We start from the raw sequence: 23819 nt of genomic DNA on the forward strand, positions 1-23819 counted from the left end.
CCGAGTTCGCACGATCCACTTGCGGCGCGAGAGGGCACGACATGCCGCTCAGTTCCGGCGAGAGGTCAGCAACCGTCGCCCAGCAGCGTCGCAGGCGACGAGTTGCGACCACTCGACGTCGCGCAGGCGACAAGTCGCGACCACTCGGCGTCGCGCAGGTGACAGGTCGCGTCCAGTCGACGACCGCCGGGAGGCGCGACCACGCCGACGCGCCCGGCCCCGGCACGCCCAGCGGCCACGACATCCCGCCCACGGCCAGCGACAGGTCATCAACCGTCGGCCGGCAACGTCGCAGGCAACAAGTTGCGACCAGTCGGCGTCGCGCAGGCGACAAGTCGCGACCAGTCCACGACCGCCGGGAGGCGCAACCACGCGGACACGCCCGGCCCCAGCACGCCCAGCGGCCACGACATCCCGCTCAGTTCCGGCGAGAGGTCAGCAACCGTCGCCCAGCAGCGTCGCAGGCAACAAGTTGCGACCAGTCGGCGTCGCGCAGGCGACAAGTCGCGACCGATCAGAGCCGCGCAGTCCGATGGGACGACCCGAGCGGAGAAGCGCGGGTCAGGAAGCGCGGGAAGCCCGACGCGCGGCGAGCTCGTCGGACGGGTCGGCCGCCGCGGTGGCGTCGAGCTCGACCAAGGAGGTCTCGACCTCTCGCAGGACCTTGCCGACCGCGATGCCGAAGACACCCTGGCCGCGGGACACCAGGTCGATGACCTCGTCGTCCGAGGTGCACAGGTACACCGAGGCGCCGTCGGACATCAGGGTGGTCTGGGCGAGGTCGGACACGCCCGACTCGCGGAGCTGGTTCACAGCGGTGCGGATCTGCTGCAGCGAGATGCCGGTGTCGAGCAGGCGCTTGACGAGCTTGAGCACGAGGATGTCGCGGAAGCCGTACAGGCGCTGCGACCCGGAGCCGGCAGCGCCGCGGATGGTGGGCTGCACGAGTTCGGTGCGTGCCCAGTAGTCGAGCTGTCGGTACGAGATGCCGGCTGCACGTGCGGCGACGGTTCCGCGGTAGCCGTTCTGCTCGTCGTGTTCTGGGAGGCCGTCGGTGAAGAGCAGCCCGAGGTCGTACCGCGTCGTGTCCGACTCGGTGCCTGGGGTGTCGTTCCCACTCATGCGCTTGCCTTCCACGACGATCGAGCTCCCACCCGAAGGTTCAACGACGGGTTGAGAGTTGTTCCGAGGTCAACGGTAGCGACTCCGACCGCTCCCGCGCGGGACATCCGACTCGGCGCGTCCGGCGTGTCGAGGATACGCCCCACCCACTGACGCACAAGCCCCCGCGGAGCACCGGAACGGATCATGCGTCGAGACGACCGATCGCCGCGCGGATGAGGCTCGAGCGGATGACCTCGAGCTGGACGGCGATCTCGCGTGCGAGTTCCGTGGCCTTCGCCCGCGACGTCGCATCGCCGCGGCGGGACACGGGCATGAGCGCGGATTCGATGAGTCCGACCTCGCGCTCGGCGGTGCTGCGGAGCGTGCGCAGGTGTCGCGGCTCGATGCCGGTCCGCTGCAGCTCGACGAGTGCCTTGAGGACGGACACGCTGTCCTCGCCGTAGGTCTCGGAAGCGGGGAGCAGTGATGCGGAGACCGCGTCGGCCAAGAGCATCGGGGACGCGCCGGCCGCTCGGGCCGTCTCGTCGCGGGTGTACCGGCGCTCGCGCCCGAGGATCGAGGGGCGCGGGGCGTCCCCACCACCAGGCAGCACGGGCTCGCGCCCTGCGTCGAGGTCGGCGAGGTAGTCCTTGATGACCTTGAGCGGCAGGTAGTGGTCGCGCTGCAGGCCGAGGATCACCCGGAGGCGGTCGACGTCGGCAGCCGAGAACTTGCGGTACCCGCTGGCCGTGCGGATCGGCGTGACGAGCTCACGCTCTTCGAGGAAGCGCAGCTTGGAACTCGAGAGGTCCGCGAACTCGGGCTTGAGGCGAGCGAGGACCTGCCCGATCGTGAGCAGGTCCGGTGCCGCTGACCCCGCCCGGGCCGCAGCGGACCGTGCGGCCACTACGCGTTCGCCAGGCGCGCCAGGTCGACCCGGGACGCGTAGAACGTCAGACGGAACTTGCCGACCTGGACCTCGGCCCCGTCGGTGAGCGGCGCTTGGTCGATGCGTGCACCGTCGAAGTACGTGCCGTTCAGGGAGCCGTTGTCCTTCACCGTGAAGGACGTGCCCTGCCGCAGGAACTGCGCGTGCTTGCGGGACACCGTGACGTCGTCGAGGAAGATGTCGGCGTCGGGGTGTCGACCGGCCGTCGTGACGTCGGAGTCGAGGAGGAACCGCGCACCCACGTTCGGACCGCGGCGCACGACGAGCAGCGCCGATCCGGACGGTAGGGCGTTGACCGCCTCGCGCTCTTCGGCTGAGACACCGGATTCGGCGGTGAGCGCCGCGCCCATGTCCATGCTGAAGGTCAGCGTGGTGTCGACCAGCCGCTGCTCCGGGGTCTTCTGACCGTCGGGCTGCGGGACCACTGGATCTGGCATCGGTGGACCTCCTCCTCTTGGCCCACCAGCGTATCGGAAAGGAGGGCTCCAGCGGCAGCCCCGAACTGGGCCTGTGGACGATCGTCCGCGGTGCGCGAACGCGCGGTCCGGGTTCAGCGACCGCGCGCGAGCAACCAGAGCAGGTACGGGGCGCCGACGACACCCGTCACCACGCCGACGGGCAGGGCGTTGCCGGGGATCGCGAACTGGGCGATGAGGTCGCTGCCGAGGGTGATCGCCGCGCCCACCGCGGCGGCCGGCCCGAGTGCGACGCGGCCTCCGCCGACGAGCCGACGGGCGATCGGTGCCGCCATCAGCGCGACGAACGACACCGGCCCGGCGGTGGCGACCGCAGCGGCGGTCAGGCACACTGCGGTGAGGAGCAGCAGCACCTTCGCACGGTCCGGCCGGAGCCCGAGGGCCGCCGAGACCTCGTCGCCGAGCGTCAGGACGGTCAGGCGCGACGACTGCAGCAGGGCCAGCAGGAACAGCACGACGAACGCGACGCCGAGCACGCCGACCAGGTTCCGGTCGACGGCGTTCAGGCTGCCGGACAACCACAGCAGCGCAGTGCCGGCCTGGGTGACGGTGCCGCTGGTGAGCATCCACCCCGTGATGCTCAGGCAGATCGCCGAGACGCCGATCCCGACGAGCACGACCCGGTTGCCGGTGATCCCGCGCCGCCAGGCCAGTCCGGCGATCACGACCGAGACGACGACCGCGCCGACGAGCACGACCGAGAACAGGGTGCCGCCGGAAGCCCCGAACAACACGATCGCGGTGAGACCCGCAGCACTGGCACCCGAGGTGATGCCGATGACGTCCGGGCTCGCGATCGGGTTGCGGACGACGCTCTGCACGATGGCGCCCGCGACCCCCAGGCTGGCGCCGACCAGGACCGCACCGAGCACCCGGGGGCCGCGCAGCTGTCCGATGACGAAGTCCGAGATGCGGTCTCCCTGGCCGAACAGCGCGCCGACCACCTGCGCCGGGGTGAGCGGGATCGAGCCGACCCCGAGTCCGACGAGCACCAGCGCGACGAGCACGACGACGACGACCGCCAGGACCACGAGCTCGCGCCGGACACCGACGAGCGCACCCCGGAGAGACGTCGACGCCGTCACAGGCCCCGCACCGCCCTCGACCGCACGAGCGCGATGAACACCGGCGCACCGATGAGGGCCGTGACGATTCCGACCTGCAGCTCCCCCGGGTACGCCACCACGCGCCCGATGACGTCGGCCACCAGCAGCAGCGCCGGCGCGACGATCGCGGACAGCAGGATGGTCCACCGGTGGTCGGGGCCGCTCAGCCGGCGGACGGCGTGCGGCACGGCGAGCCCGACGAAGGCGATCGGCCCGGCGGCGGCAACGGCCGAGCCGGCGAGCAGGACGGTCACGAGTCCGCCGACGGCCCGGACGAGCACGACGCGTTGCCCGAGCGACGCCGCGAGCTCGTCGCCGAGGGCGAGGGTGTTGAGCGACCGGCCCAGGCCGAACGCGAAGGCGAGACCGATCAGCACCGGCGCCGTGATGATGCCGGCGGTACCGAGGTCCTTGCCGGCGAGGGCGCCCACCTGCCAGAACCGCAGCTGGTCGAGCAGGCTCGCATTCGTGACGAGCACCGCCGTCGTGATCGACGACAGCGCGGCGGCGACGACGGCACCGGACAGCGCGAGGCCGACCGGTGACAGCCCACGCCGTGCGACCGCGGCGATCCCGTAGACGAGCAGTGCCGCGAGGGCAGCACCGGCGAAGGCGAACGGCAGGTAGGCGGCCGTGCCGCTCACCCCGAAGAGCGCGATGCCGACGACCACGGCGAGGGCCGCCCCGGAGTTGATGCCGAGGACGCTCGGGTCGGCGAGCGGGTTGCGGGTGACCCCCTGCATCACCGCGCCGGCGACACCGAGGGCGGCACCCGCGAGGAGCCCGACGACGGTGCGCGGGACGCGGTTGCCGAGCACGATGAGCCCGATCTCGTCGTTCCGCCCCGGGTGCAGGACGGTGTCGAGCACGGTGTGGAGCGGGATCGGCCGGGATCCGTAGGCGATCGACAGCGCGCACGCCACGGCGAGGACGACGACGGCCAGCACGGTCGCCCCGACCAGGCGGGAGACGGAGGCGAGCGCCGGTGGCGCGGACGTGGAGGAGCGCATGGGAAGTAAGGCAACCCTAATGGACACCCGGGCGACCGAACCGGCAGCCCACTCGGCGTCCCCCGAGCAAGCCCGGAGCAGTCACTGGGTCCGTTCATAGGCTCGTCATTGGATCGCCGCCTGTAATGGTCTCCATCGACGCCCGCCCGGGTCGTCGAGGGACGACCGGAGAGCACCGATGAACGAGACCCCGAACCCCGCCGCCGACGCCGACCGCGAGCACGACGAGCAGGGCACCGCCCGGACCGACGGCGCGCAGCAGCAGAACCAGCAGCAGGCGTACGGGATGCGCTCGGAGGCACCCCATGCCGACCCCGCCACCCTCCGTCCGGCCTACGCCTTCGACGGCTCCGGCCCGTACCTGTACGGACCGGACGGCTCCGGCCCCTACGCCTACTCCCCCGACGGCCGCGGCCCGTACCTGATCGGCAGCCCGGCGCTCACCGGCACCCACCACGCCTGGGCACACACCGCGGCGACGGCGAACCACCCGGGGGCGGGCACGAAGCGCCCGCGCCGCCTCGGGCTGATGATCGGCTCCGGCATCGCGGCCCTCGCCATCGTCGGTGCCGCCGGAGGCACGGCCCTCGGTCTCTCCTCGCAGAGCACGACCACGACGTCGAGCCAGTCGCAGGGCACCACGACGCTGCCCGACAGCGGGACGAGCGGCGGCACGAACGGCTTCACCGTCCCCGGAGACGGCAGCGGCACCGACGGCACCGGCAACGGGACCGACAGCGGCAGCACCGGCACGAGCACCGAGTCCGCCGCCACCGCAGCGACCGCCGCCCAGAAGAAGGGCGTCGTGACGATCAACACCGTCCTGAACTACGACGAGTCCTCGCAGGCGGCCGGCACCGGCATGATCCTCAGCTCGAACGGCACGGTCCTGACGAACAACCACGTCATCCAGGGCGCCACGAGCATCACCGTCACCGACGAGACCACCGGCAAGGAGTACAAGGCGGACGTGGTCGGCACCGACGCCACGAACGACGTCGCCGTCCTGAAGCTCGAGGACGCCTCCGGCCTGTCCACCGTCACACTCGACGACGACGGCGAGCCGAGCACGGGTGACACCGTCACCGACGTCGGCAACGCCGAGGGCACGGGCAACCTCGTCGCGGCCGAGGGCACCGTCACGGCCACCGACCAGGACATCCAGGTGCAGAGCGAGTCCGGCACCGGGACCGAGTCCCTGTCCGGTCTGATCGAGATCGCGGCGAACATCGTCTCCGGCGACTCCGGCGGCCCCGTGGTCGACAGCGAGGGCGAGGTCGTCGGCATGGCGACCGCGGCGTCCTCGGGCACCGCGGACGTCACCGGCTACGCCATCCCGATCACCACCGCGAAGGCGATCGCCGAGAAGATCCTGGCCGGCGAGTCCTCGAGCACGATCACCATCGGCCTGCCCGCGTTCCTCGGGGTCCAGGTCAGCAGCACCGCGGGCACCACGGGCGGCGTCGCAGTCGCCGGCACGGTCGAGGGTTCCGGTGCCGCGAGCGCCGGTCTGGCCGAGGGCGACACGATCACGAGCCTGGGCGGGACCACGGTCACGACCTCGGACGAGCTCACCGCCGCCGTGCAGTCGCACTCCGTCGGCGACAAGGTCGTGGTCGGCTACACCGACAGCACGGGCGCCGCCAAGACCGTCACCGTCACCCTGACCGCCGGCCCGGCCGCCTAGGCGGAAGGAAGCAGCGCCCGCACCACCGACCGGTACACGTTGGCCGGGGAGTCCGTCTGGAAGACGGTCTCCCCGGCTTCCGTCTTGCCCACGCGGGCGAAGCCGATCCCCTCGGCGCGCACGATCGTCACGGGCTTCGGCTTGCCCGGCCGACGCAGGTACGACACCGTCCACGGCGCGGCCCAGAAGCGCGCGAGCCGCGGGTCCGCCTCGACGAGGGCATCCGGCAGGTCCGGCGCGTCGGAGCCGCCGGCCAGCCGGCGGCCGAGCAGGTGCCCTGGGAGCGACCCCGTGCGGAACGGGAAGGTCCACGTCGGGCCGATGCCGAGCCTCCCGGCCGTCAGCGCGACCGCGCGGTCCGGCGTGACGGAGGCGACCACCGCGCCCGCCTCGGCGGTCCCGTCCACGACGGTCTGCGACCAGGCCTGGAGGCGCGACTCGCCACCGTCGGGGAGGTGCTGTTCCAGCGTGACCGGTTGGGCATCGCCCTGCCACGGCTCGAGCAGGGTCTGGGTCGACTCGGGCAGCGTGCCGAGTCGGCCGACGAGGCCCGCTTCGATGAGTTCGCGGCCCGCCGCGGTGCGGAGGAGCGTCGGGTTCCACCGGCGTCCGGCGAGGCTCTTGAGCGTGCCGACCGCGTCGGCGCTCAGACGGGGGCCGTCGAGCTCCGGGCCGGGCGCCGGGGTGGGCAGCGGCTCGAGGTCGCGCTCGGGGCGGACCGGGGACGGCTCGGTGGCGCGGACGCTCTCGAGGACGGCGAACACGAGCTCGTCGGTCCCGAGCAGGCGTGCCAGGGGGCGTTCGATCGTCAGGTCGACGCGGTGCCGGCCGGTGACGAACAGCAGGTGCGCACCCGCGACGTCGCCGTGTTCGTCGGGACGGACGTACTCGACCAGGCGCGCCGGAGCCCCGGCGGCGGTCCAGGTGTCGCAGCCGACGAGCAGCAGCCCCTCGACGGAACCGGGCAGTCTCGCGAGGAGGCCCGTGTTCTCGTCGCCGATCGCGCGGTCGCTGGGTCGGGATCGGACGGTGAGGACGATGTCGTCGCCGGTGACGCGCAGGTCCGCCTGGGCAGAGTCCTCGCGGCGCCACTGGTCGGGGCGGCGGAGGGTGAGGCGGGCGGTGCGGTCCTCGGTGCCGAGCGGGACGGGGACTGCCATGGCACGAGGCTACGTCGGGTGCGGGGTGCGGAGGGGTGCGGCTCGCCGTGCGCGCGCGGGTGGGCGCGGCGCGTGGCGTGCGCTTCGCGTGGTGCGAGGTTGACCACTCCGTGCCGCACAACAACCTCGCACCGGGTGAGCAACCTCGCACCGAGCCGCCACTCGCATGCGTCAGCGACGGGGCGCGCGCGGGGCCGGAGGCGGCGGGACGGGCTTCGCGGCGACGACGTCGGCGAGCCGGACCTCGACCGGGCCGCGGCGGGTGGCGATCGTCACGGTGTCGGGGGTGCGAGCGACGAGGTCCCCGAGGGCGTCCTGTGCACCGTCGCCGTGGTGTGCCCGCACCACGAGCCGGTCCCCGATCGCGGCATCGTGCAGCACGCCGAGCGCACGGTTCCGCGCGATCGCCGCCTGTTCCCCGGTGCTCACCCGCTCAGCGTAGGGGCCGCCTAGAGTGAGGGGATGGCCAAGGCTCGCGTGGACAGCTGGATCTGGGCGGTGCGGATCACGAAGACCCGCTCCGCTGCGACCGCCGCGTGCAAGGCCGGGCACGTCCGGGTGAACGGGGAGCGCGCGAAGCCCGCCCAGCCGATCGGCCCCGGCGACGAGGTCCGGGTGCGGCAGAACGGCTTCGACCGGATCGTCGTCGTCACCGGCATCATCCTGAAGCGGACGAGTGCGCCCGAGGCCGCGAAGCACTTCGAGGACAAGACCCCACCGCGGCTGTCCAAGGAAGAGGCGGGGTTCGTCCCGATGCGCGACCGCGGCGCCGGACGCCCGAGCAAGCGGGAGCGCCGCGACCTCGAGAAGCTCCGCGGCTACTGACGCCCGTCGCTAGACGAAGCGGACGGTCTGCTGCAGGCGGTCGCGGATCTCGAACACGTCGACCGATCCGGGCGGGGACCACACGCCGTTCAGCACCTGCCCGAGCGCACTGCGGCGGACGACCAGGGCGGTCGGCTTCTTCGGGGAGCCGACGAGCTGCACGTCGACCTCGACCGCGGAGTCCGGCACGACGAGCAGCCGGCCGGTGAACCGCACCCGGGTCTGCTTCTGCACGGCCCGGGCGGCGCGGACGAGTTCCTTCACCGGACGCTCGCCGGGCGCCAGGGTCTCCCCGACGACGTCGCCGTGCTCGATCCGGACCGGGGCTCCCCAGTCGATCGACTCGACGGCCCAGAGCCCGCTCGGGGTCAGGACGGCGTGGTCGAGCTTGCCCTCGGCCCCGGCGTCGAGGTCGTGCCAGACGGTGACGCCGATGCCCATGTCCGAGACGATCGAGGCGGTCGCCTCTTCGGCGAGCGCCTCGCCGAGCAGCCGTCGGATGTGTCGGGGCGCCGAGCGGATGAGGGTGGGGTCGTACGGGTCCTCGATGGGGTCGCCGAGTCCGACCCATTCGCGTTCTGCCTGCAGGAAGACCTCGCGGGAGCGTCCGCCGGGGTGTCCGTGGGACCGGGCGCGGGGGCGGGTGTCGCGACGGGATGACGGGGGTGCGTAGGCGTCGCGACCGGTGTCGGGCCTCCCGGCGGACGAACCGGACGCACCGAACGGGCCGGTGCCGTTGGACGCACCGCGGGAGCCGGTGTCGTAGGCGCGGCGTGCTGCGGGCGTGCCGATGCGTTCCCAGGCGAGTTGGACGCGGCGGAAGCGCTGGGCGTCGCCGCCGAGGTCGGGGTGGGATTCGCGGGCGGCGCGCCGGTAGGCGCGGCGGAGCGCGTCGTCGTCGGCGGTCGCGGGGACGCCGAGGACTTCGTACGGGGTGGCGTCGGCCGGGCTGTCGGTCATGGCCCTGCGACATTACCCGAGGCAGGGTACGAGTCCGCCGCGTGGTTGCTGAGGACGGCCTGGGCCCACGCCGTCGGTTCCGGACCGACGCGCCAGCGGCGGGTCGGCCGTGCCGGTGGGGAGAGGTGCGGTGGAGCTTGCGAGGGAAGCTGCGGTCAGCGGCTGGTCGCCTCCACCACCCCGAACGCGACGGGCGCGTCGAGGAACCGCGCGTACCGGGCGGCGGCCGCCTCGAGCGCGCGCACCGAGGTGTCGTCGAGTTCCGCGAAGGGTGTGACGGTGACGGCCACCCCGCTGGCGCGCTCGCTCCGCTTCCAGGTGCCGACGACCCGCCCGCGGATCACGGCCATGGGCAGGAACATGCCGTTGGCGCCCGGGACGACCCGGTCGGCGTGTGCGGGGTCGAGCTGGGCGGAGCGGTCGGCGTACCCGAGCAGGTACTCGTCGAACCCGGGCAGCAGGTGGCCGGTGGGGGTGCCGCCGGGGGTGGGACGGTCGGCGAGCGCGAGGAGTCCGTCGCCGAGGTCCTCGACGGCGGCGCCGGCGGCGGCTCGGGCACGGCGGAGGTCGCCGAGCGGGAGCTTCGTCCAGCTGGCGGCGTCGGCCTCGGTGGCGGGTCCCCGGCCGCGCAGGTACCCGAGCAGGACCCGGCGGAGTGCTTCGTCGCGGTCGGGGACCTCGGCGGCCGCGGGTGCCCACTCGTCGAGGAGCACGAGTCCCTGGCCGACGCGGGCGGTGGGCCCCCAGGCGACGAGTCCCTCTTGCGAGAGCTGCAGCAGCAGGTGGTAGCCGCGGCCGGCGGTGGGGTCGATGCCGGCGGCGCGGTACTCGTCGAAGAGTTCGTCGCGGACGAGCGCGCGGCCACCGGAGAGTGCGGCGACGGTGGCGTCCCGTGCTCGGTCGAGCAGGGGCTGGTCGATGCCGAGTTCGGAGGCGCGTCGGGCGATGGTGCGCAGGGTCCGTTCCGCGGTCAGGGAGAGCAGGAGCCGCAGGTCGTCGGGCCGCACGGCGTGCAGGGTCCCCCGCATCGGCCAGGAGCGGACGAGCTCGCCGTGGTCGAAGGCGGCGCGGACGTCGTCACGACTCGCCCCGGGTGTGCGGACCCCGATGGCCCAGAGGACCTGGCCGAGGTCCTGCCCCTGCACGGCGGTCATCCGTTCGACGGTCGCGGTGGGGCTGGGATCGGGGACGGCGATCCCCTGCGCGGCGAGCCGCATCGCGCGGAGCTGCGCAGGGGTCGGGGTCACGCGACGGCGGCGGCGATGGCGTCGGCGTGCTGCTCGATGTAGGCGACGTCCGCCCGGTACAGGTCGGCGTGCCCGTGCGCCAGGTCGCTGACGAACTTCGGGTTGCCGGCGGCGGCCTCGGTCTCCATGGTGGTGACCATCGCGACGAGGGACGCGGTCATCGTCTCGACCAGGACGCTGCGGGAGCGGTCGTCGAGGTCGTAGGCGCGGCAGAACTCGGCGGCTCGGGTGAGCCGGTCGTCGAGGTCCGGGGCGGTCAGGCCCTCGACGGCGCCGGTGGTGAACGGGGCGAACCGGTACACGGCGCTCGCGACGTCCCAGACCCGTGGTCCGGGGTGTGCGGTGTCGAAGTCGATGAGGCCCACGGCCTGGATGCCGTCGTAGACGCAGTTGTACGGCGCGAAGTCGCCGTGCACGATCGTCTCGACGGGGGCACGGACCGCCTGTGACCAGAGGTCGCGTGTTGCGTCGAGCGGATACGTGGCCGCGGCGTCGTGGAACTGCCGGAGCAGTCGGGCGCTCGTGACGAGGGCGGCTTCGCTCGCGACGTCCTCGGTCCACGGGTACTCCCCCGCGACCCCGGGGACGAACGTCACCGTCTCGAGGGTGTCGCCGTGCTCGATCGGTTCCGGCGCCGCGACGAACCCCTGTTCGTGCAGGTGTGCGAGCAGCCGGTGGACGGTCGGTGTCCACGGTCCGGCCGGGCGGTGGACTCGGTCGTCGGCCCTGGTGATCCGCTCCATGGGGAACCTCCTGTGTGTGCGTCTCCGTTGACGTCCGGCCAGCGTATCGACGTGTGCCGCCGTGTGTGAGCCGGTGGTGTGAACAACACGTCACATGACGGCATGCAGCGTTGCATGCAAGAGCGTACGATCGACGACCGTGGAGCAGCACACGACGACCCAAGCCGCATCCGAGCGCGCGTACGACCACGTCAAACGGGCGATCATCCGCGGCGACCTCCCCGGTGGCACCGCGATCAGCGAGAACGCCCTGTGCCAGGAGATCGGGGTGTCCCGCACCCCTGTGCACGAGGCCTTCCTCCGCCTGGCCGCCGAGGACCTGCTCACCCTGGAGTCCCGCAAGGGTGCGGTGGTGCGCCCGATGTCCCCGAACGAGGCGGCGGACGTGCTGGAGATGCGCGAGGCGATCGAGGCCACGGCGGCGACCCGCGTCGTGACCGACGGCCGCGTGGCGGACGTCACCCCGGGCCTCCAGGCCATGCTGGCGGAGCAGGAGCAGGCGGTCGTGACGGGCGACGTCGACCGGTTCATCGAGGTCGACGCGGCGTTCCACGGTGCGGTGATCGGCGCGTCGCGGAACGCGATCGCGGTGCGCTTCGCACAGACGCTCCGCGACCGGCAGAACCGCCTCCGACACCAGCTGATGCGGGTGCAGCCGTCGCAGCTGCAGGCCTCGCTCGACGACCACCGAGCCCTCGCGGCAGCCCTGGCGGCGGGCGACGCGGCCCGCTACGCCGAGGTCCTGCACGCCCACGTCGCCTCGCACCGGGGTGCCCTGTGAGCGCGACGGGGAGCATCCCCACCACCGGCTCGCTGTCCGTCCCCTCGGCGCGCGTGCTGCCCTGGGTCGCCGTGTGGGGCGCGGTGTTCGTCTGCTCGTGGGGCGGCAACCAGTTCTCGCCCCTGCTGCTCATGTACGAGGGCCGCGAGCACTACTCGTCGGTCGTCGTCAACGTCTTCCTGGGCGTCTACGTGCTCGGCCTCGCGCCGGCGCTGCTCGTCGCCGGGTCGCTGTCCGACCGGCACGGCCGCAGGCCCCTCATGCTCGCCGCCATCGTGTCCGCCGTCGTCGGCAGCGGACTGCTCGCGCTCGGACCGCTCGGCCCCGGGTTCCTGGCGGCCGGGCGGCTGTTCTCCGGCATCACCGTCGGCATCGCGATGGCCGTCGGCAACAGCTGGGTGAAGGAGCTGTCGCAGGGACGCTTCGACCCCACCGCCGACGCCGGGTCCGGTGCCCGCCGGGCCTCGCTGGCGTTCACGCTCGGCTCGGCGTCCGGCGCGCTGGTGGCCGGGCTCATCGCACAGTGGGGGCCGATCCCCGAGGTGCTGCCCTTCCTGGTCCACATCGTCGTCGCACTGCCCTTCGCCGTCGTCGTCTGGCGCACCCCCGAGACCAACCGCTCCGGCGGGGTCCCCGGTCCGTGGTGGCGCCAGCTGCGGGTGCCGAGCGCCGGGCACCGACGGTTCACCCGCGTGGTGCTCGTCACCGCTCCGTGGATCTTCGGCTCGGCGGCGATCGGGTACGGCTACCTGCCGACCCGGCTCACCGGAGCCACCGGCGCGTGGGGCCTGCTGTTCGCCACCGCCGCGACCGTCGTCGCACTCGGGGTGTCCAGTGCGGTCCAGCCGCTCGCGCGGCGCGTGCACTCGCTGACCTCGGCCCGCGGGCTCACGACGGCCCTCGCGTGCATGACCGCCGGCATCGCCGTGGTCGTCGTCGCGATCGAGCTGCAGTCCGTCGTGGTCGGACTCGTCGCGAACGTCGTCATCGGCGTCGGGATCGGGCTCGCACTGGTGTCGTCGCTGCTCGAGGTGCAGCGGATCGCCGGGTCCCGCGACCTGGCCGGACTGACCGGGGTGTTCTACGCGGCGGCGTACGCGGGGTTCCTGGCGCCCGCCGTGATCGCGGCGATCGCGAACGTCGTCGCGCTGCCCGTCGTCCTCTGGGTGATCGTCGGGCTCGGTGTCGTGTCGTGGTGCGCGGTGCTCGTGTCGTCACGGCGGTACCTGCCGACGGCGTAGGCGCGGGGGCGCGGCCACGCCGGCGTGCGGGGGCGCTGGGGCGCGTGCGGGGGCGGGGGCGTGTGCGGGCACCGCACCGTGCGCGGTGCGTCAGCCCGTGCGACACCGGCCGCTCGGTGCGAGGTTGATGCGGCGCACGGAGCGATCAAGCCAGCACCGAACGAACGACCTCGCACCGTGCGCCGGACGCCGTGCGCCGTGCGCCGTGCGCCGGACGCCGGACGCCATGCACCGTGCGCCGTGCGACCTCGCACCGTGCGCCGTGCGCCGTGCGCCGACGGCGTACCGCCGCTAGAACTGGTCGCGCAGCCAGGACGGCCCGTGCACCACGGCACCGAGCGCCTCGACGCGCGCACGGAGCTCGCGGTCGGCCGTGACGACCACAACGGGACCGTCACCGGCCTCGACGGCGACACGAGCGGCGTCCACGACGGCGTCGTCCCCCGAACCCGGCGCCGCGACGACCTCGAGTGCGCGGGGCACCTCGGCGCTGTCGGACGGCACGGCGGCGCCCCGGGCCTCGCCCTCGAGCACCACCGTCCACCGCGGCCACCACCGGGCGAACGGCAGCGCCAGCACGTCGGCGGCCACGCCGGACACGGCGAGCGCCGTCACCGACGACAGCAGGCGTGCGGCGGCTCCCGCCCGGTCCTTCCACCAGCCGTCGGGCACGCTGCCGACGACGTTCGCCGCGTCGACGACGACGTGCGGGGCGGTGGTGATCGACGCGCGGAGTGCCGGCCACGACGCCCCGAACCCGGGGTGCAGCGGCAGGTCGTCGACCTCGTCGACGGGGATCCAGGACAGGGCGAGGCTCTCGCGGTCCGCGATCACCGGTTCGAACGGCCGCGCGGCACGCCCCACCACGGTCGTGTAGGTCCAGAACCCGAGGTCGAGCAGTGCGGTGTGGCGCAGGTCGACGCCGTCGTGCGGCACGCCGGCTTCCTCGGCGGACTCGCGGAGTGCTCCGGTGACGGCGTCCTCGCCCTGGTGGCGTGCGCCGCCGGGGATGCCCCACGTGCCGCCATGGTGGCTCCACTCGACCCGGTGCTGCAGGAGCACGCGTCCGGCGCCGTCATCGACGAGCAGTCCCGCGGCGCCGAAGAGCCCCCAGGCCTTGGTGCCGTCCGGACCGACCGCCCAGGCGTCGCCGGGGTCGCGGGGGCCTGGTGGCGGTCCGGGAGGCGTGGAGTCTGGCACACACCAACCCTGTCACACGGTGCAGGGCATGTGACCGGAGACGACGGGGCCGGAGACGACGGTCCGTGGCAGGACGCAGCCGCTCGTGTACGGTGTCGATCGAGACACGGGGTGCCGCAACCAGCGGCTGAGATCACACCCGTCGAACCTGCTCGAGCTCGTACTCGCGAAGGGATCGTCCATGGAAACCGCTGCGCCCTCCCCTGCCTGGGCCCACCGAACCGCCGAACTGCTCGAGGCCGTCCGTACCCGGAGCCCGTTGGTGCAGTGCATCACGAACACCGTGGTGCAGAACGTCACCGCGAACGTGCTGCTCGCCCTCGGGGCCTCGCCCGCGATGGTCGACGTGGCGACCGAGGCGGGACCGTTCGCCCGGGTCGCCGACGCCCTGCTGGTGAACACCGGCACCCCGCACGCCGAACCCCGGGTCGCGTCGCTCGAGGCCGCACACGCCGCCCGCGACGCCGGGACCCCCTGGGTGCTCGACCCCGTCGCGGTCGGCTCCCTGCCGGTGCGCACCGCCCTGGCCCGCGACCTGCTCTCGCTGCACCCGACGGTGCTGCGCGGCAACGCCTCCGAGGTCCTCGCCCTGCTCGGCACGTCGGCCGGTGGCCGCGGTGTCGACAGCACCGTGGGTACCGAGGACGCCCGTGCGGCTGCGGTCGACGCCGTGTCCGGTCAGGCGGCCGGGAGGCTCGTGGCCGCGGTGGCCGTGTCGGGTCCCGTCGACCTGCTGGTCGCGCCGGACACCGGTGTGGTCCGGGTCGCGAACGGCACCGAGCTGTTGACGCGGATCACCGGGGGCGGGTGCGCCCTCGGCGCGGTCGTCGCCGCGTTCACGTCGGTCGCGCCCGACGACGCCGGTGCGGCCGCCGTCGCGGCGACCGCGGTGCACACGATCGCCGCGGAGCTCGCCGCCCGCGAGGCCGGCGGCCCCGGCACCTTCCAGCCGCTGTTCCTCGACCGGTTGACGTCACTCACCCCCGAGGACGTCGTCCGCGAGGCCCGGATCACGGTCGAGGCCGAGCCCGCGTCCCTGGTGGTGCCGGCATGAGCGGGCTGCCGGGGGACTCCGGCGTGTACCTGGTCACCGACGGCACCCTGGCCGACCGGCACGGTGTCGGTGTGCTCGGAGTGGTCCGCGCCGCGGTGCACGCCGGGGTCCGGATCGTGCAGGTGCGCGACAAGGACGCCTCGGCACGGGACCTCCTGGCACTGACTGCTGCCGTCGCCGATGCCGTGGGCGACCGCGCGAGCGTGGTGGTCGACGACCGGCTCGACGTCGCCCTCGCCGCTCGGCACGCGGGACACCGGGTCGCCGGGGTGCACCTCGGCCAGTCGGACGTGCCGGTGAGCGCTGCTCGTGCCCTGCTCGGGCCGGACGCACACGTCGGGTTGACCGCGAACACCCCGGAGCACCTGGCCGTCGTCAGCCGGCTGCCCCGCGGCACCGTGGACCTGCTCGGCGTCGGGGTCGTGCACCCCACCACCACGAAGGCCGACCACCCGCCGGCGCTCGGGCACGACGGGTTCGCCCGGCTCGCGGCGGCGACGGACCTGCCGTGCGTGGCGATCGGCGGGGTGACCCTCGACGACGTCGCGCCGCTCCGGGCGGCGGGTGCAGCCGGGGTCGCGATCGTGTCGGGCATCTGCGCCGCAGCCGATCCCGGGTCCGCAGCGGCCGCGTACGTGGCCGCGTGGGGCCCTGGACCCGGCCACGGGGCGGAGCCGGGGCGGCTCGCGGCGGGCGATCCGTTCCTCCCGTCGGGGGCTTCGTCACACCACGGGGCGGAGTCGTGAGCGTCCCGCGCGTCCTGGCCATCGCCGGCACCGATCCGACGGGCGGCGCCGGGCTGCAGGCCGACCTCAAGGCGATCGCGGCGCACGACGGGTACGGCATGGGTGTGATCACCGCCCTCGTCGCGCAGAACACGCACGGGGTGCGTTCGGTGCACGTGCCGGACGTCGCGTTCCTGCGGGAGCAGCTCGACGCGGTGTCGGACGACGTCACGATCGACGCCGTGAAGATCGGGATGCTCGGCACGGCACCGGTCGTCCGCGTCGTGACGGACTGGTTGCGGGAGCACCGGCCGCCCGTGGTCGTGGTGGACCCGGTGATGGTGGCGACGAGTGGTGACCGGTTGCTCGACGAGGACGCCGCCGCGGCGATGGGGGCGCTGTTCGGGCTGGCCGACCTGGTGACGCCGAACCGGGCCGAGTTGCGGGTGTTGGCGGAGCTGGCTGGGGCTGGGGCTGGTGCGGCTGCTGGTGCCGCGCCTGCTTCGTTGCCGGTCCTGGACGCTGCGCGGCTCGTGGCGTCGACGTGGGACGTGCTCGTGCTGGCGAAGGGCGGGCACGACGAGGGGCCGACCTCCGACGACGTGCTCGTGTCGCCGCCGGGGTCCGCTCGGCGGTTCACCGCTCCCCGCGTCGCGACGGCCAACACACACGGCACCGGGTGCTCCCTGTCGAGTGCGATCGCGACGCTCGCTGCCCGGCACGGGGACTGGGAGCTCGCGGTCGGGGTGGCGAAGCCCTGGCTGACGGCGGCCCTGCGGAGAGCCGATGCCCTGGAGGTCGGTTCCGGCAACGGGCCGATCGACCACGGCGCCGTGGTCCGAGCGTTGCTGCCCGTGGCCCGGTTCACCGACGTGTGGTGGTCCGACGTCAGCTCGGTGCTGCGGTCGACGATCGAGTGCGGGTTCCTGGTCGGGCTGCGCGACGGGACGCTCGACGCGGACGTGTTCGCCGGGTACCTCGCGCAGGACGTGCACTACCTGCGGGCCTACGAGCAGCACCTGGCCGCGTTGGCGGCGAGCGCTGCCGGCGCTGGTACCGGCGCTGCGGCTGCCGGCGCTGCGGCTGGCGGCGCTGCGGCTGCCGGCGCTGGTCGCGGTCCTGCGGCTGCGGCCTTCTGGACGGCGGCGTCCGAGGGGTGCGCCGCCGAGGCCCGCGACCTGCACCACCGACGCCTCGCCGGCACCCACGCCGACGACCCCGTCCACCCGACCTGTGCCGGGTACCTCGCACACCTGCAGCAGGCGGCGGACTCCGGGTCGGCAGCCGTGCTCGCCGCGGCGGTGCTCCCCTGCTTCCGGGTCTACGCCTGGGTGGGGGCGCAGCTCGGCTCGGCGCCGGACGGGCACGCGTTCGCGGACTGGATCACGGCCTACGGCGACCCGGGGTTCGCGGCGTCGAGTGCCGAGGCGACCCGGCTGGTCGAGGAGATGGCGGCATCAGCGACGCCGGCCGAGCGGGGACGGATGGCGCGGGCGTTCCGCCGCTCGACCGAGTGGGAGCTGGCGTTCTTCGAGATGCCGCTGACGGTTCCGGAGGCCCGAGTCTCGGCGTGAGCGACACTTCTCGCGGCCCCGGGCCCGAGAATTGTCGCCTGGCCCGAGTCTCGGCGCCTTGGGTCCCTCAGCGCGGGGGCGGCGGCAGGCGCACGAGCTCGACGGCCAGGTCCGCGCCGGTCACGGTGCCGCGCATCCACGTGAAGTCCGGCTGCCGACGGCGATCGGTCGGCGAGCCGGGGTTGAGCAGCCGCAGCCCGGACGGTGCGACGGTGTCCCACGGGATGTGCGAGTGCCCGAAGACGAGCACGTCGACGTCGGGGTACTCGGCGGCCATGCGGCGTTCCCGGCCCGTCGCGCCACCGGTCTCGTGCACCAGCGCGAACCGCAGGTACTCCACCGCGAAGTGCGCGACGACCGGCAGGCGGTCGTCGAACTCGGGGCCGTCGTTGTTGCCGCGCACGCCCGCGAACCGGCGGGATCGGGCCTGCACGGAGTCGAGGGTGTCGAGGTCGACCCAGTCCCCCGCGTGCACCACCAGGTCGGCGGCGTCGACGTCCGCCCAGAGCGCCGCGGGCAGGTCCTTCGCCCGCTTCGGCAGGTGCGTGTCGGAGAGCAGGACGAACGACGTGGTCACGTCGGGGTGCGTCCGGGCATCGGCAGCCCGGCCTCGTCCGAGGCGCCGAGCCGCTCGAGCAGTCCGGCGAGCAGCGCGATGTCGTCGTCGGACCAGCCGGCGAGCCGTTCCTCCAGCGCGTCGCGGTGCAGCTGCACGGAGCGCTCGAGCGCGGTGCGACCGGCGTCCGTCACCACCAGGGGCTTCGCGTTGCCGGTGCCGCCGTCGGTCGTCTCGATGAGCTTCGTCGCGAGCAGCCCGGACAGCTGCCGCGAGATCGTCGAACGGTTCAGGCGGAGGTACCGGGCGATGTCGATGGCCATGCAGCCGGGGTGCTGCACCACGAAGTCGACGAGGGACTGGTCGACCACGCTCAGCGCCTGGTCGGACCCGCGGGCACGGATGCTCGCGCGTCGGGTGATGCGGGCGAGCTCGGTGTACGCCCGGCCGATCTCGCTGTTCCGGATCCCGGAGCTCGGGTGGTCCATCGTGGCTCCAGCCTGTCGGTGCCGGCGCCGGCCGGCGGTCTTCCGTGCCGACACCATACCGGGCGGTACGCGAGGTTCGGGCTCAGTGACCTGCAGCTGCGGCCCGGAGTGCCGGGATGTCGAGCTTCTGCATCGTCATCATCGCCTGGAAGACACGGGCGTTCGCCTCGGGATCGCCCGACCCGGTCATGAGCTCGCCCATCATCGACGGGGTCACCTGCCAGGCGACACCCCAGCGGTCGAACAACCAGCCGCACATGCTCGGCTTCCCACCGTCGGCGAGCAGGGCGTCCCAGATGCGGTCGAGTTCGTCCTGGGTGTCGACGTCGACCTGGAACGAGACGGCGTCGGTGTGCGGGTGTCCGGGTCCGCCGTTCATCGCCCGGTACGGCTGCCCGAGCAACGTGAACTCGACGACCAGGGTCGCGCCGTCCGGGGTCTTCGCAACGCTGTCGACCGAACTGCCGGGGAACAGGTCGACGTAGTACCGGGCGGCCTGCTCGGCTTGGTCCTCGTACCAGAGGAAGGGGGTGATGGTGGGCATCGGGCGCGCTCCTCGCGTCGGCTCAGTCCGCGGCACTGCGGATGAGCAGGTCTGACTTCTCGGGGTGTTCGTCGAACCACTTGCCGACGAACCAGCACATCGGTACGACCCGCTTCGTCGAGTTCGTCTCGACGTCGGCGACCGCGTACTCGACGAGCTCGGCCGCGTAGCCGTGCCCGCGGTGCTTCGGCACCGTGTACGTGTGCGGGAACGCGATCGCGTCGCCGTTCTCGCGGTAGTCGAGCACGCTCACGAGCTCGCCGCCGACGTACATCGCGTAGCGGGCCTGATCGGTCTCGTCGCGGAACTCGTGGTCCATGCCGCCATCATGCTCCGCCCGGGGCGCAGGTGCCCCACCGGGAATGCTCGTGGCCGCCGAGCGTTGGATGGACACCATGACAACGATCGGCATCATCGGCGCAGGCAACATCGGCTCCCAACTCGCACGGCTCGCGGTGCAGCACGGCCACCAGGTCGTGATCGCGAACTCACGCGGCCCCGAGACCCTGACCGACCTGGTGGCCGAACTCGGCGACCAGGCCCGTGCGGCCACCCGCGACGAAGCAGCCGCCGCGGGCGAGGTCGTCGTCGTGACGGTGCCGCTCGCCGCCATCGAGACGATCCCGGCGGACCCGCTCGACGGCAAGGTCGTCATCGACACGAACAACTACTACTGGGAGCGCGACGGCCACATCCCGGCGCTCGACGACGAGTCGACGACGACGGCCGAGCTGCTGCAGGACCACCTGCCCGGCGCCCGGGTCGTCAAGGCGTTCAACCACATCGGCGCCGCAGACCTGACCGGCCACGCCACCCCGGCCGGCACTCCGGACCGCCGCGCCCTCGTGGTCGCGGGCGACGACGCCGAGGCGAAACAGATCACCGCGGACCTCATCGACGAGTTCGGCTTCGACGTCGTCGACGCCGGGCCCCTCGCCGAGGGCTGGCGCATCCAGCGGGACACCCCCGGTTACGGCCCGCGCCTGACCGCCGACCAGCTGCGCGAGGCGCTCTCCGCCGCCACCCGCTGACGCCCCCGAGTCTCGGCCCCGCCGCGGCGAGACTCGCGCTGGGCGACAGTCCTCGGGCCGACCGCCGCGAGAACTGTCGCCCACCCCGAGACTCGGGCCTGGCGCCCGGCGCCCGGCGCCCGCCGCCTACGCCCGGTCGAAGATCACCGTCATGTCGGCGAGGTCGTCCTCGGTCGGCTCCCACGTGGTGCCGGCCTCGACGTTCTGCGTGATCTGCTCCGGCTTCGTCGCGCCCGCGATGACGCTCGACAGCCCCGGCTGCGCGAGCAACCACGCGAACGTCGCCTGCAGCATCGTGACGCCGCGGTGGTCGCAGAACCGCTGGTAGTCGTCGAGGACGTCCCACGGGGCGTCCTCGAGCAGCTGCGGCTTCGACGTCGACAGGCGCCCGTCGGCCGGCCCCCCGGCCTTCGTGTACTTGCCGGTCAGCAGCCCGTTGTACAGCGGGAAGAACGGCAGGAACCCGAGGGCGTAGGCGCGGACGGCCGGCAGCACCTCGGCCTCGGCGGCACGGGCGAGCGGGCTGTACTCGTTCTGCGCGGACACGAACGCCGTCGTGCCGGCGATCGAGGCGGTCAGCTCGGCCTCGGCGATCTGCCACCCCGCGAAGTTCGAGTGGCCGACGTAGCGGATCTTGCCCTCGCGGACCAGGTCGTCGAGGACCGACAGCGTTTCCTCGATCGGCGTCACGTCGTCGGGACGGTGCATCTGGTACAGGTCGATCCAGTCCGTCCCGAGGCGACGGAGCGACGACTCGACGGCCAACCGGACGTACCGCCGCGACCCGCGCACACCCCAGTCCGGGCCGTTCGCGCCCTGCATGTCCATGCCGAACTTCGTCGCGAGCACGATCTCGTCACGCCGTCCCGCGATCGCCCGGCCGAGCATCTCCTCGGACATGCCGGGCCGGCCGCCGTAGATGTCGGCCGTGTCGAAGAGCGTGACCCCGGCGTCGAGTGCCGCCCGCACCACGGCGTCGGTGCCCTCCTGCGACTCGGAGGCGGTCCCCGGCCGCCCGAAGTTGTTGCAGCCGAGGCCGACGGTGGAGACGACGAGCCCCGAGGGACCCAGTGGACGGTGTTCGATTCCGGTCATGCCCCGAACGTACCGGCGCCCCCGGAACTGGGGCTGCGACATCCGCGACCGTTGCCGCTAGAACTGACGATGGATCAGTCGACGAAGGGAGCACCGCAGTGGCGTCGCATCGCATGCAGGATTCGGAACGGCCGCGCCGTCCCGTCCCGTCCTGGGTGACCGCACCGGTCGTCGAACCGGCCGCGTCCGTCGCAGCGAGCACCGGCCAGGAGGCCCGTCCCACCCCCGCCACGTCGCGCCCCGCCCACGGTGCGCCGGCTCCCACCACCGTGCTCGGCTCCGCCCCGCAGCCGACGGCCACGCTCGCCCCGACGGCAGCGCCGACGCCGGAGCCGGCGTCGATCGCCACCCTGGTCGACGACGACGTCACGGTCCCCGACTACCCGCCGCAGCAGGACCTCCTGCCGCCGGCCCCGACCTCTCCGACCGTGCACACCGTGCCGTTCGACACCGCCGCCGTTGCCTCCGCACCGGCCCCGGTCTCACCGATCGACGCCGCTCCGCGCACCGCACCGGCCCCCGCACCGTCGCCCGTGCCCTCCGCCGGACAGCCGCGGTTCTCCGTGCCCGGCCTGGAGCACGTCGTCGTCGAGGGCACCGAGCCCGAACCCGTCGGCCCGATCGGCTTCCGCACGCCCCGCCGCTTCGCCCACCAGCAGGCCGCCGCCACCGCGGTGACCCCGGCACCGACGCCGGCGTCCGCGCACGTGCGGTCCTTCGACGCGGTCCTGCAGGCGCCGGCGTCCGCGGCTGCACCCGCGGCCACGAACGCCACCGTGCCCTCGACCGCACCCGTGGCGGAGGCGAGCGCGTCCGTCGGGGCCGAGCCGGGCCTCCCGACCGAACTGCTCGACCAGCCCGTGGCCGCAGCCGCCCAGCCGGAGCCGCGCCGTGCGCTCGGTGCGACCCCGGGAGCGGTCCTGGGCGCCGTGGCGGGCATCGCGACGCTCGGACTCGCGGCGTGGTGGTTCACCGCGCCGGCGACCGTGCACGGTGTCGGCGTCGTGCTCGGACTCCTCGCGCTGGTGGTGTCGCTCGTGACGCTGCGCGACCGTGCGGCGACGTGGCAGCGGCCGGTCGCGCTGCTCGGCGCCGTGCTCGGTGGCGTCGGCACGCTCGTGCTGCTGTGGGCCGTCGCGGCGGCGCTGCTGCCGCTCGCAGGGGTGACGCTGCCCGACCTGACCGGGACCGGGACGACCCCGACCCTCGCGCCGTAGCGGCCTCTGGCGCGGTCAGACCGCGCGGACGACCCCACGGGACAGGATCGCGTTCGTCAGGGCGTCGATCGGCTCGCGCTGCACCGTCGGGTTGGCGATGAGGACGTAGTCGACCGCCGGCAGGTCCGGCAGTCCGAGCCGCTGCGACACCTTCACCAGGTCCGCCGGGATGAGCGAGTGCGGGAACACCGCCACACCGATCCCCGCCCGCACAGCCGCCAGCACGCCGTTGACGTCGCGGGTGTTGCAGGTGATCCGCCAGGTGCGGCCGGCTGATTCGAGGGCGTCGATCGCCATCTGCCGGCTGATGCTCGGCGCCTGGTACGCGATGAGCGGCACGGGCTCGTCGCGTTCGACCGCGATGCCGTCCTGCGCCATCCACACCATCTGATCGGTCGCGACCCGGGTCCCCTCGGCGGACTCGCCCGCGGTCTGCTTGATGAACACCAGGTCGAGCTGGCCGGCGTGCACTCGGCGCAGGAGCGGCGACGACTGGTTCACCGTCAGCTCGAGGTTCACCTGCGGGTGCAGCCGCCGGAAGTCGCGGAGGATGCGCGGCAACTGCGTGATCGCGAGGTCGTCGGCCGCACCGAACCGGAGGCGCCCGCGCGTCGCCGACCCGGAGAAGTACGCGTCCGCGGTGGCGTGCGCCGCGAGGATCGTCCGGGCGAAGCCGGCCATCGCGTCGCCGTTGTCGGTGAGGGTGACGCCGCGGGTGTCGCGGGCGACGAGCGTGCGGGACACGGCGGTCTCGAGCCGCCGGACGTGCTGGGAGACGGTGGGCTGGCTGATGCCGAGGCGGGCACCAGCCTGCGTGAAGCTCTGCGTCTCGGCGACGGCCAGGAAGGTCTGCAGCAAGACCGGATCGAGCACGGGCACCTCGTTCGTTCGCACGGTCGTCCGCGCGGTCGTTCGCGCGGTCGTTCGCGAGGTCATTCGCGCGGTCATTCGACATCGCAATGGATTGATAGCCACCATAGGGGTGTCGAATGGCGCGCGGCCACGTAGTTTCGTTGGGGTACCAGATCCGCAACGACGTCCGGAGA

Annotated in this window: 26 protein-coding genes and 1 riboswitch; of the genes, 9 read left to right on the top strand and 17 right to left on the bottom strand. The window is 73.4% G+C overall.

Translation table 11 applies throughout. From position 1 onward, the window contains the following. Positions 1-561: 561 nt before the first annotated feature. From ABH929_RS09750 to ABH929_RS09770, 5 genes are all read right to left on the bottom strand, one after another. Positions 562-1122 (bottom strand): MerR family transcriptional regulator, encoded by a 561-nt coding sequence (locus ABH929_RS09750; RefSeq protein WP_123312967.1) that lies wholly within the window; start codon positions 1120-1122, stop codon positions 562-564. A gap of 184 nt (positions 1123-1306) precedes the next feature. After that, entirely contained in the window at positions 1307-2011 is a 705-nt protein-coding gene (locus ABH929_RS09755; protein ID WP_205462160.1) for a MerR family transcriptional regulator, read from the bottom strand. Next, the gene (locus ABH929_RS09760) at positions 2011-2490 is read right to left on the bottom strand and encodes an FHA domain-containing protein (protein ID WP_404561030.1); all 480 of its coding nucleotides are present in this window, start codon (positions 2488-2490) and stop codon (positions 2011-2013) included. The genes ABH929_RS09755 and ABH929_RS09760 overlap by 1 nt, the downstream gene beginning before the upstream one ends. A gap of 113 nt (positions 2491-2603) precedes the next feature. Continuing rightward, positions 2604-3614 (bottom strand): FecCD family ABC transporter permease, encoded by a 1011-nt coding sequence (locus ABH929_RS09765; RefSeq protein ID WP_404561031.1) that lies wholly within the window; start codon positions 3612-3614, stop codon positions 2604-2606. Then, a complete protein-coding gene (locus ABH929_RS09770; protein WP_404561032.1) occupies positions 3611-4645 on the bottom strand; it encodes a FecCD family ABC transporter permease in 1035 nt (344 codons plus the stop codon). Before ABH929_RS09770 ends, ABH929_RS09765 begins: the two co-directional genes overlap by 4 nt. 178 nt (positions 4646-4823) lie before the next feature. Between ABH929_RS09770 and ABH929_RS09775 the strand changes: the two genes are divergently transcribed. Next, a complete protein-coding gene (locus tag ABH929_RS09775; RefSeq protein WP_404561033.1) occupies positions 4824-6332 on the top strand; it encodes a S1C family serine protease in 1509 nt (502 codons plus the stop codon). Here the strand turns inward: ABH929_RS09775 and ABH929_RS09780 are convergent. Both ABH929_RS09780 and ABH929_RS09785 read right to left on the bottom strand, forming a co-directional pair. Next, positions 6329-7492 carry a hypothetical protein gene (locus ABH929_RS09780; RefSeq protein ID WP_404561034.1) on the bottom strand — a complete coding sequence of 388 codons (1164 nt, stop codon included), beginning with the start codon at positions 7490-7492 and terminating at the stop codon, positions 6329-6331. The two genes, ABH929_RS09775 and ABH929_RS09780, sit on opposite strands and share 4 nt — an antisense overlap. 171 nt (positions 7493-7663) lie before the next feature. Further along, complete coding sequence (locus ABH929_RS09785; protein ID WP_404561035.1) at positions 7664-7921, bottom strand: hypothetical protein; 258 nt, start codon at positions 7919-7921, stop codon at positions 7664-7666. 33 nt (positions 7922-7954) lie between these two features. On the opposite strand from ABH929_RS09785, the gene ABH929_RS09790 reads away from it, so the two are divergent. After that, a complete protein-coding gene (locus ABH929_RS09790) occupies positions 7955-8317 on the top strand; it encodes an RNA-binding S4 domain-containing protein (RefSeq protein ID WP_123292446.1) in 363 nt (120 codons plus the stop codon). A gap of 9 nt (positions 8318-8326) precedes the next feature. Here the strand turns inward: ABH929_RS09790 and ABH929_RS09795 are convergent, their stop codons facing one another. The 3 genes from ABH929_RS09795 to ABH929_RS09805 all read right to left on the bottom strand — a co-directional run bounded on the left by ABH929_RS09795 (position 8327) and on the right by ABH929_RS09805 (position 11267). Next, the gene (locus ABH929_RS09795) at positions 8327-9277 is read right to left on the bottom strand and encodes a J domain-containing protein (RefSeq protein ID WP_404561036.1); all 951 of its coding nucleotides are present in this window, start codon (positions 9275-9277) and stop codon (positions 8327-8329) included. Between the two features lie 155 nt (positions 9278-9432). Next, entirely contained in the window at positions 9433-10524 is a 1092-nt protein-coding gene (locus tag ABH929_RS09800; RefSeq protein ID WP_404561037.1) for a winged helix DNA-binding domain-containing protein, read from the bottom strand. Beyond that, a complete protein-coding gene (locus tag ABH929_RS09805) occupies positions 10521-11267 on the bottom strand; it encodes a phosphotransferase enzyme family protein (protein WP_263092279.1) in 747 nt (248 codons plus the stop codon). The genes ABH929_RS09800 and ABH929_RS09805 overlap by 4 nt, the downstream gene beginning before the upstream one ends. A 139-nt stretch (positions 11268-11406) precedes the next feature. Here ABH929_RS09805 and ABH929_RS09810 point away from each other — a divergent pair, with 139 nt between their 5' ends. After that, positions 11407-12048, top strand: a complete 642-nt coding sequence (locus ABH929_RS09810) for a GntR family transcriptional regulator (protein ID WP_263092280.1) — start codon at positions 11407-11409, stop codon at positions 12046-12048. Further along, positions 12045-13289: an MFS transporter gene (locus tag ABH929_RS09815; RefSeq protein ID WP_404561039.1), complete on the top strand. Its 1245-nt coding sequence runs from the start codon at positions 12045-12047 to the stop codon at positions 13287-13289. Before ABH929_RS09810 ends, ABH929_RS09815 begins: the two co-directional genes overlap by 4 nt. A 291-nt stretch (positions 13290-13580) precedes the next feature. On the opposite strand, the gene ABH929_RS09820 is transcribed toward ABH929_RS09815, so the two are convergent. Further along, positions 13581-14489, bottom strand: coding sequence for an NUDIX domain-containing protein (locus ABH929_RS09820; RefSeq protein WP_404561040.1), 909 nt, complete (start codon positions 14487-14489; stop codon positions 13581-13583). 97 nt (positions 14490-14586) lie between these two features. After that, positions 14587-14682, top strand: a riboswitch (TPP riboswitch). Here ABH929_RS09820 and thiM point away from each other — a divergent pair. From thiM to thiD, 3 genes are all read left to right on the top strand, one after another. Next, the gene (gene thiM, locus ABH929_RS09825) at positions 14671-15543 is read left to right on the top strand and encodes a hydroxyethylthiazole kinase (protein ID WP_404561042.1); all 873 of its coding nucleotides are present in this window, start codon (positions 14671-14673) and stop codon (positions 15541-15543) included. Its footprint overlaps the riboswitch before it by 12 nt. Further along, positions 15540-16289, top strand: coding sequence for a thiamine phosphate synthase (thiE, locus tag ABH929_RS09830; protein WP_404561043.1), 750 nt, complete (start codon positions 15540-15542; stop codon positions 16287-16289). Before thiM ends, thiE begins: the two co-directional genes overlap by 4 nt. Continuing rightward, a complete protein-coding gene (gene thiD, locus ABH929_RS09835) occupies positions 16286-17842 on the top strand; it encodes a bifunctional hydroxymethylpyrimidine kinase/phosphomethylpyrimidine kinase (protein ID WP_404561044.1) in 1557 nt (518 codons plus the stop codon). The genes thiE and thiD overlap by 4 nt, the downstream gene beginning before the upstream one ends. Before the next feature lie 67 nt (positions 17843-17909). Here thiD and ABH929_RS09840 read toward each other — a convergent pair whose 3' ends face one another. The 4 genes from ABH929_RS09840 to ABH929_RS09855 form a co-directional block, all read right to left on the bottom strand. After that, positions 17910-18419 carry a metallophosphoesterase family protein gene (locus ABH929_RS09840; protein WP_404561045.1) on the bottom strand — a complete coding sequence of 170 codons (510 nt, stop codon included), beginning with the start codon at positions 18417-18419 and terminating at the stop codon, positions 17910-17912. Beyond that, positions 18416-18886, bottom strand: a complete 471-nt coding sequence (locus ABH929_RS09845; RefSeq protein WP_205462147.1) for a MarR family winged helix-turn-helix transcriptional regulator — start codon at positions 18884-18886, stop codon at positions 18416-18418. Before ABH929_RS09845 ends, ABH929_RS09840 begins: the two co-directional genes overlap by 4 nt. Before the next feature lie 82 nt (positions 18887-18968). Further along, on the bottom strand, positions 18969-19430 hold the full coding sequence (locus tag ABH929_RS09850; protein ID WP_131922583.1) for a VOC family protein: 462 nt from the start codon (positions 19428-19430) through the stop codon (positions 18969-18971). 22 nt (positions 19431-19452) lie between these two features. Then, the gene (locus ABH929_RS09855; RefSeq protein WP_404561046.1) at positions 19453-19749 is read right to left on the bottom strand and encodes a GNAT family N-acetyltransferase; all 297 of its coding nucleotides are present in this window, start codon (positions 19747-19749) and stop codon (positions 19453-19455) included. 76 nt (positions 19750-19825) lie between these two features. Between ABH929_RS09855 and ABH929_RS09860 the strand changes: the two genes are divergently transcribed. Continuing rightward, the gene (locus tag ABH929_RS09860) at positions 19826-20461 is read left to right on the top strand and encodes an NADPH-dependent F420 reductase (RefSeq protein ID WP_404561047.1); all 636 of its coding nucleotides are present in this window, start codon (positions 19826-19828) and stop codon (positions 20459-20461) included. A 126-nt stretch (positions 20462-20587) separates the two neighbouring features. Here ABH929_RS09860 and ABH929_RS09865 read toward each other — a convergent pair whose 3' ends face one another. Then, positions 20588-21556: an aldo/keto reductase gene (locus tag ABH929_RS09865; RefSeq protein ID WP_263092289.1), complete on the bottom strand. Its 969-nt coding sequence runs from the start codon at positions 21554-21556 to the stop codon at positions 20588-20590. 155 nt (positions 21557-21711) lie between these two features. Here ABH929_RS09865 and ABH929_RS09870 point away from each other — a divergent pair, with 155 nt between their 5' ends. Continuing rightward, the gene (locus ABH929_RS09870) at positions 21712-22773 is read left to right on the top strand and encodes a hypothetical protein (protein ID WP_404561049.1); all 1062 of its coding nucleotides are present in this window, start codon (positions 21712-21714) and stop codon (positions 22771-22773) included. A gap of 15 nt (positions 22774-22788) precedes the next feature. Here the strand turns inward: ABH929_RS09870 and ABH929_RS09875 are convergent, their stop codons facing one another. Then, positions 22789-23646, bottom strand: a complete 858-nt coding sequence (locus ABH929_RS09875; protein WP_404561051.1) for a LysR substrate-binding domain-containing protein — start codon at positions 23644-23646, stop codon at positions 22789-22791. Positions 23647-23819 lie beyond the last annotated feature (173 nt).

Origin of the sequence: Curtobacterium sp. AB7 (assembly GCF_044909335.1) — a bacterium.
Lineage (GTDB): Bacteria > Actinomycetota > Actinomycetes > Actinomycetales > Microbacteriaceae > Curtobacterium.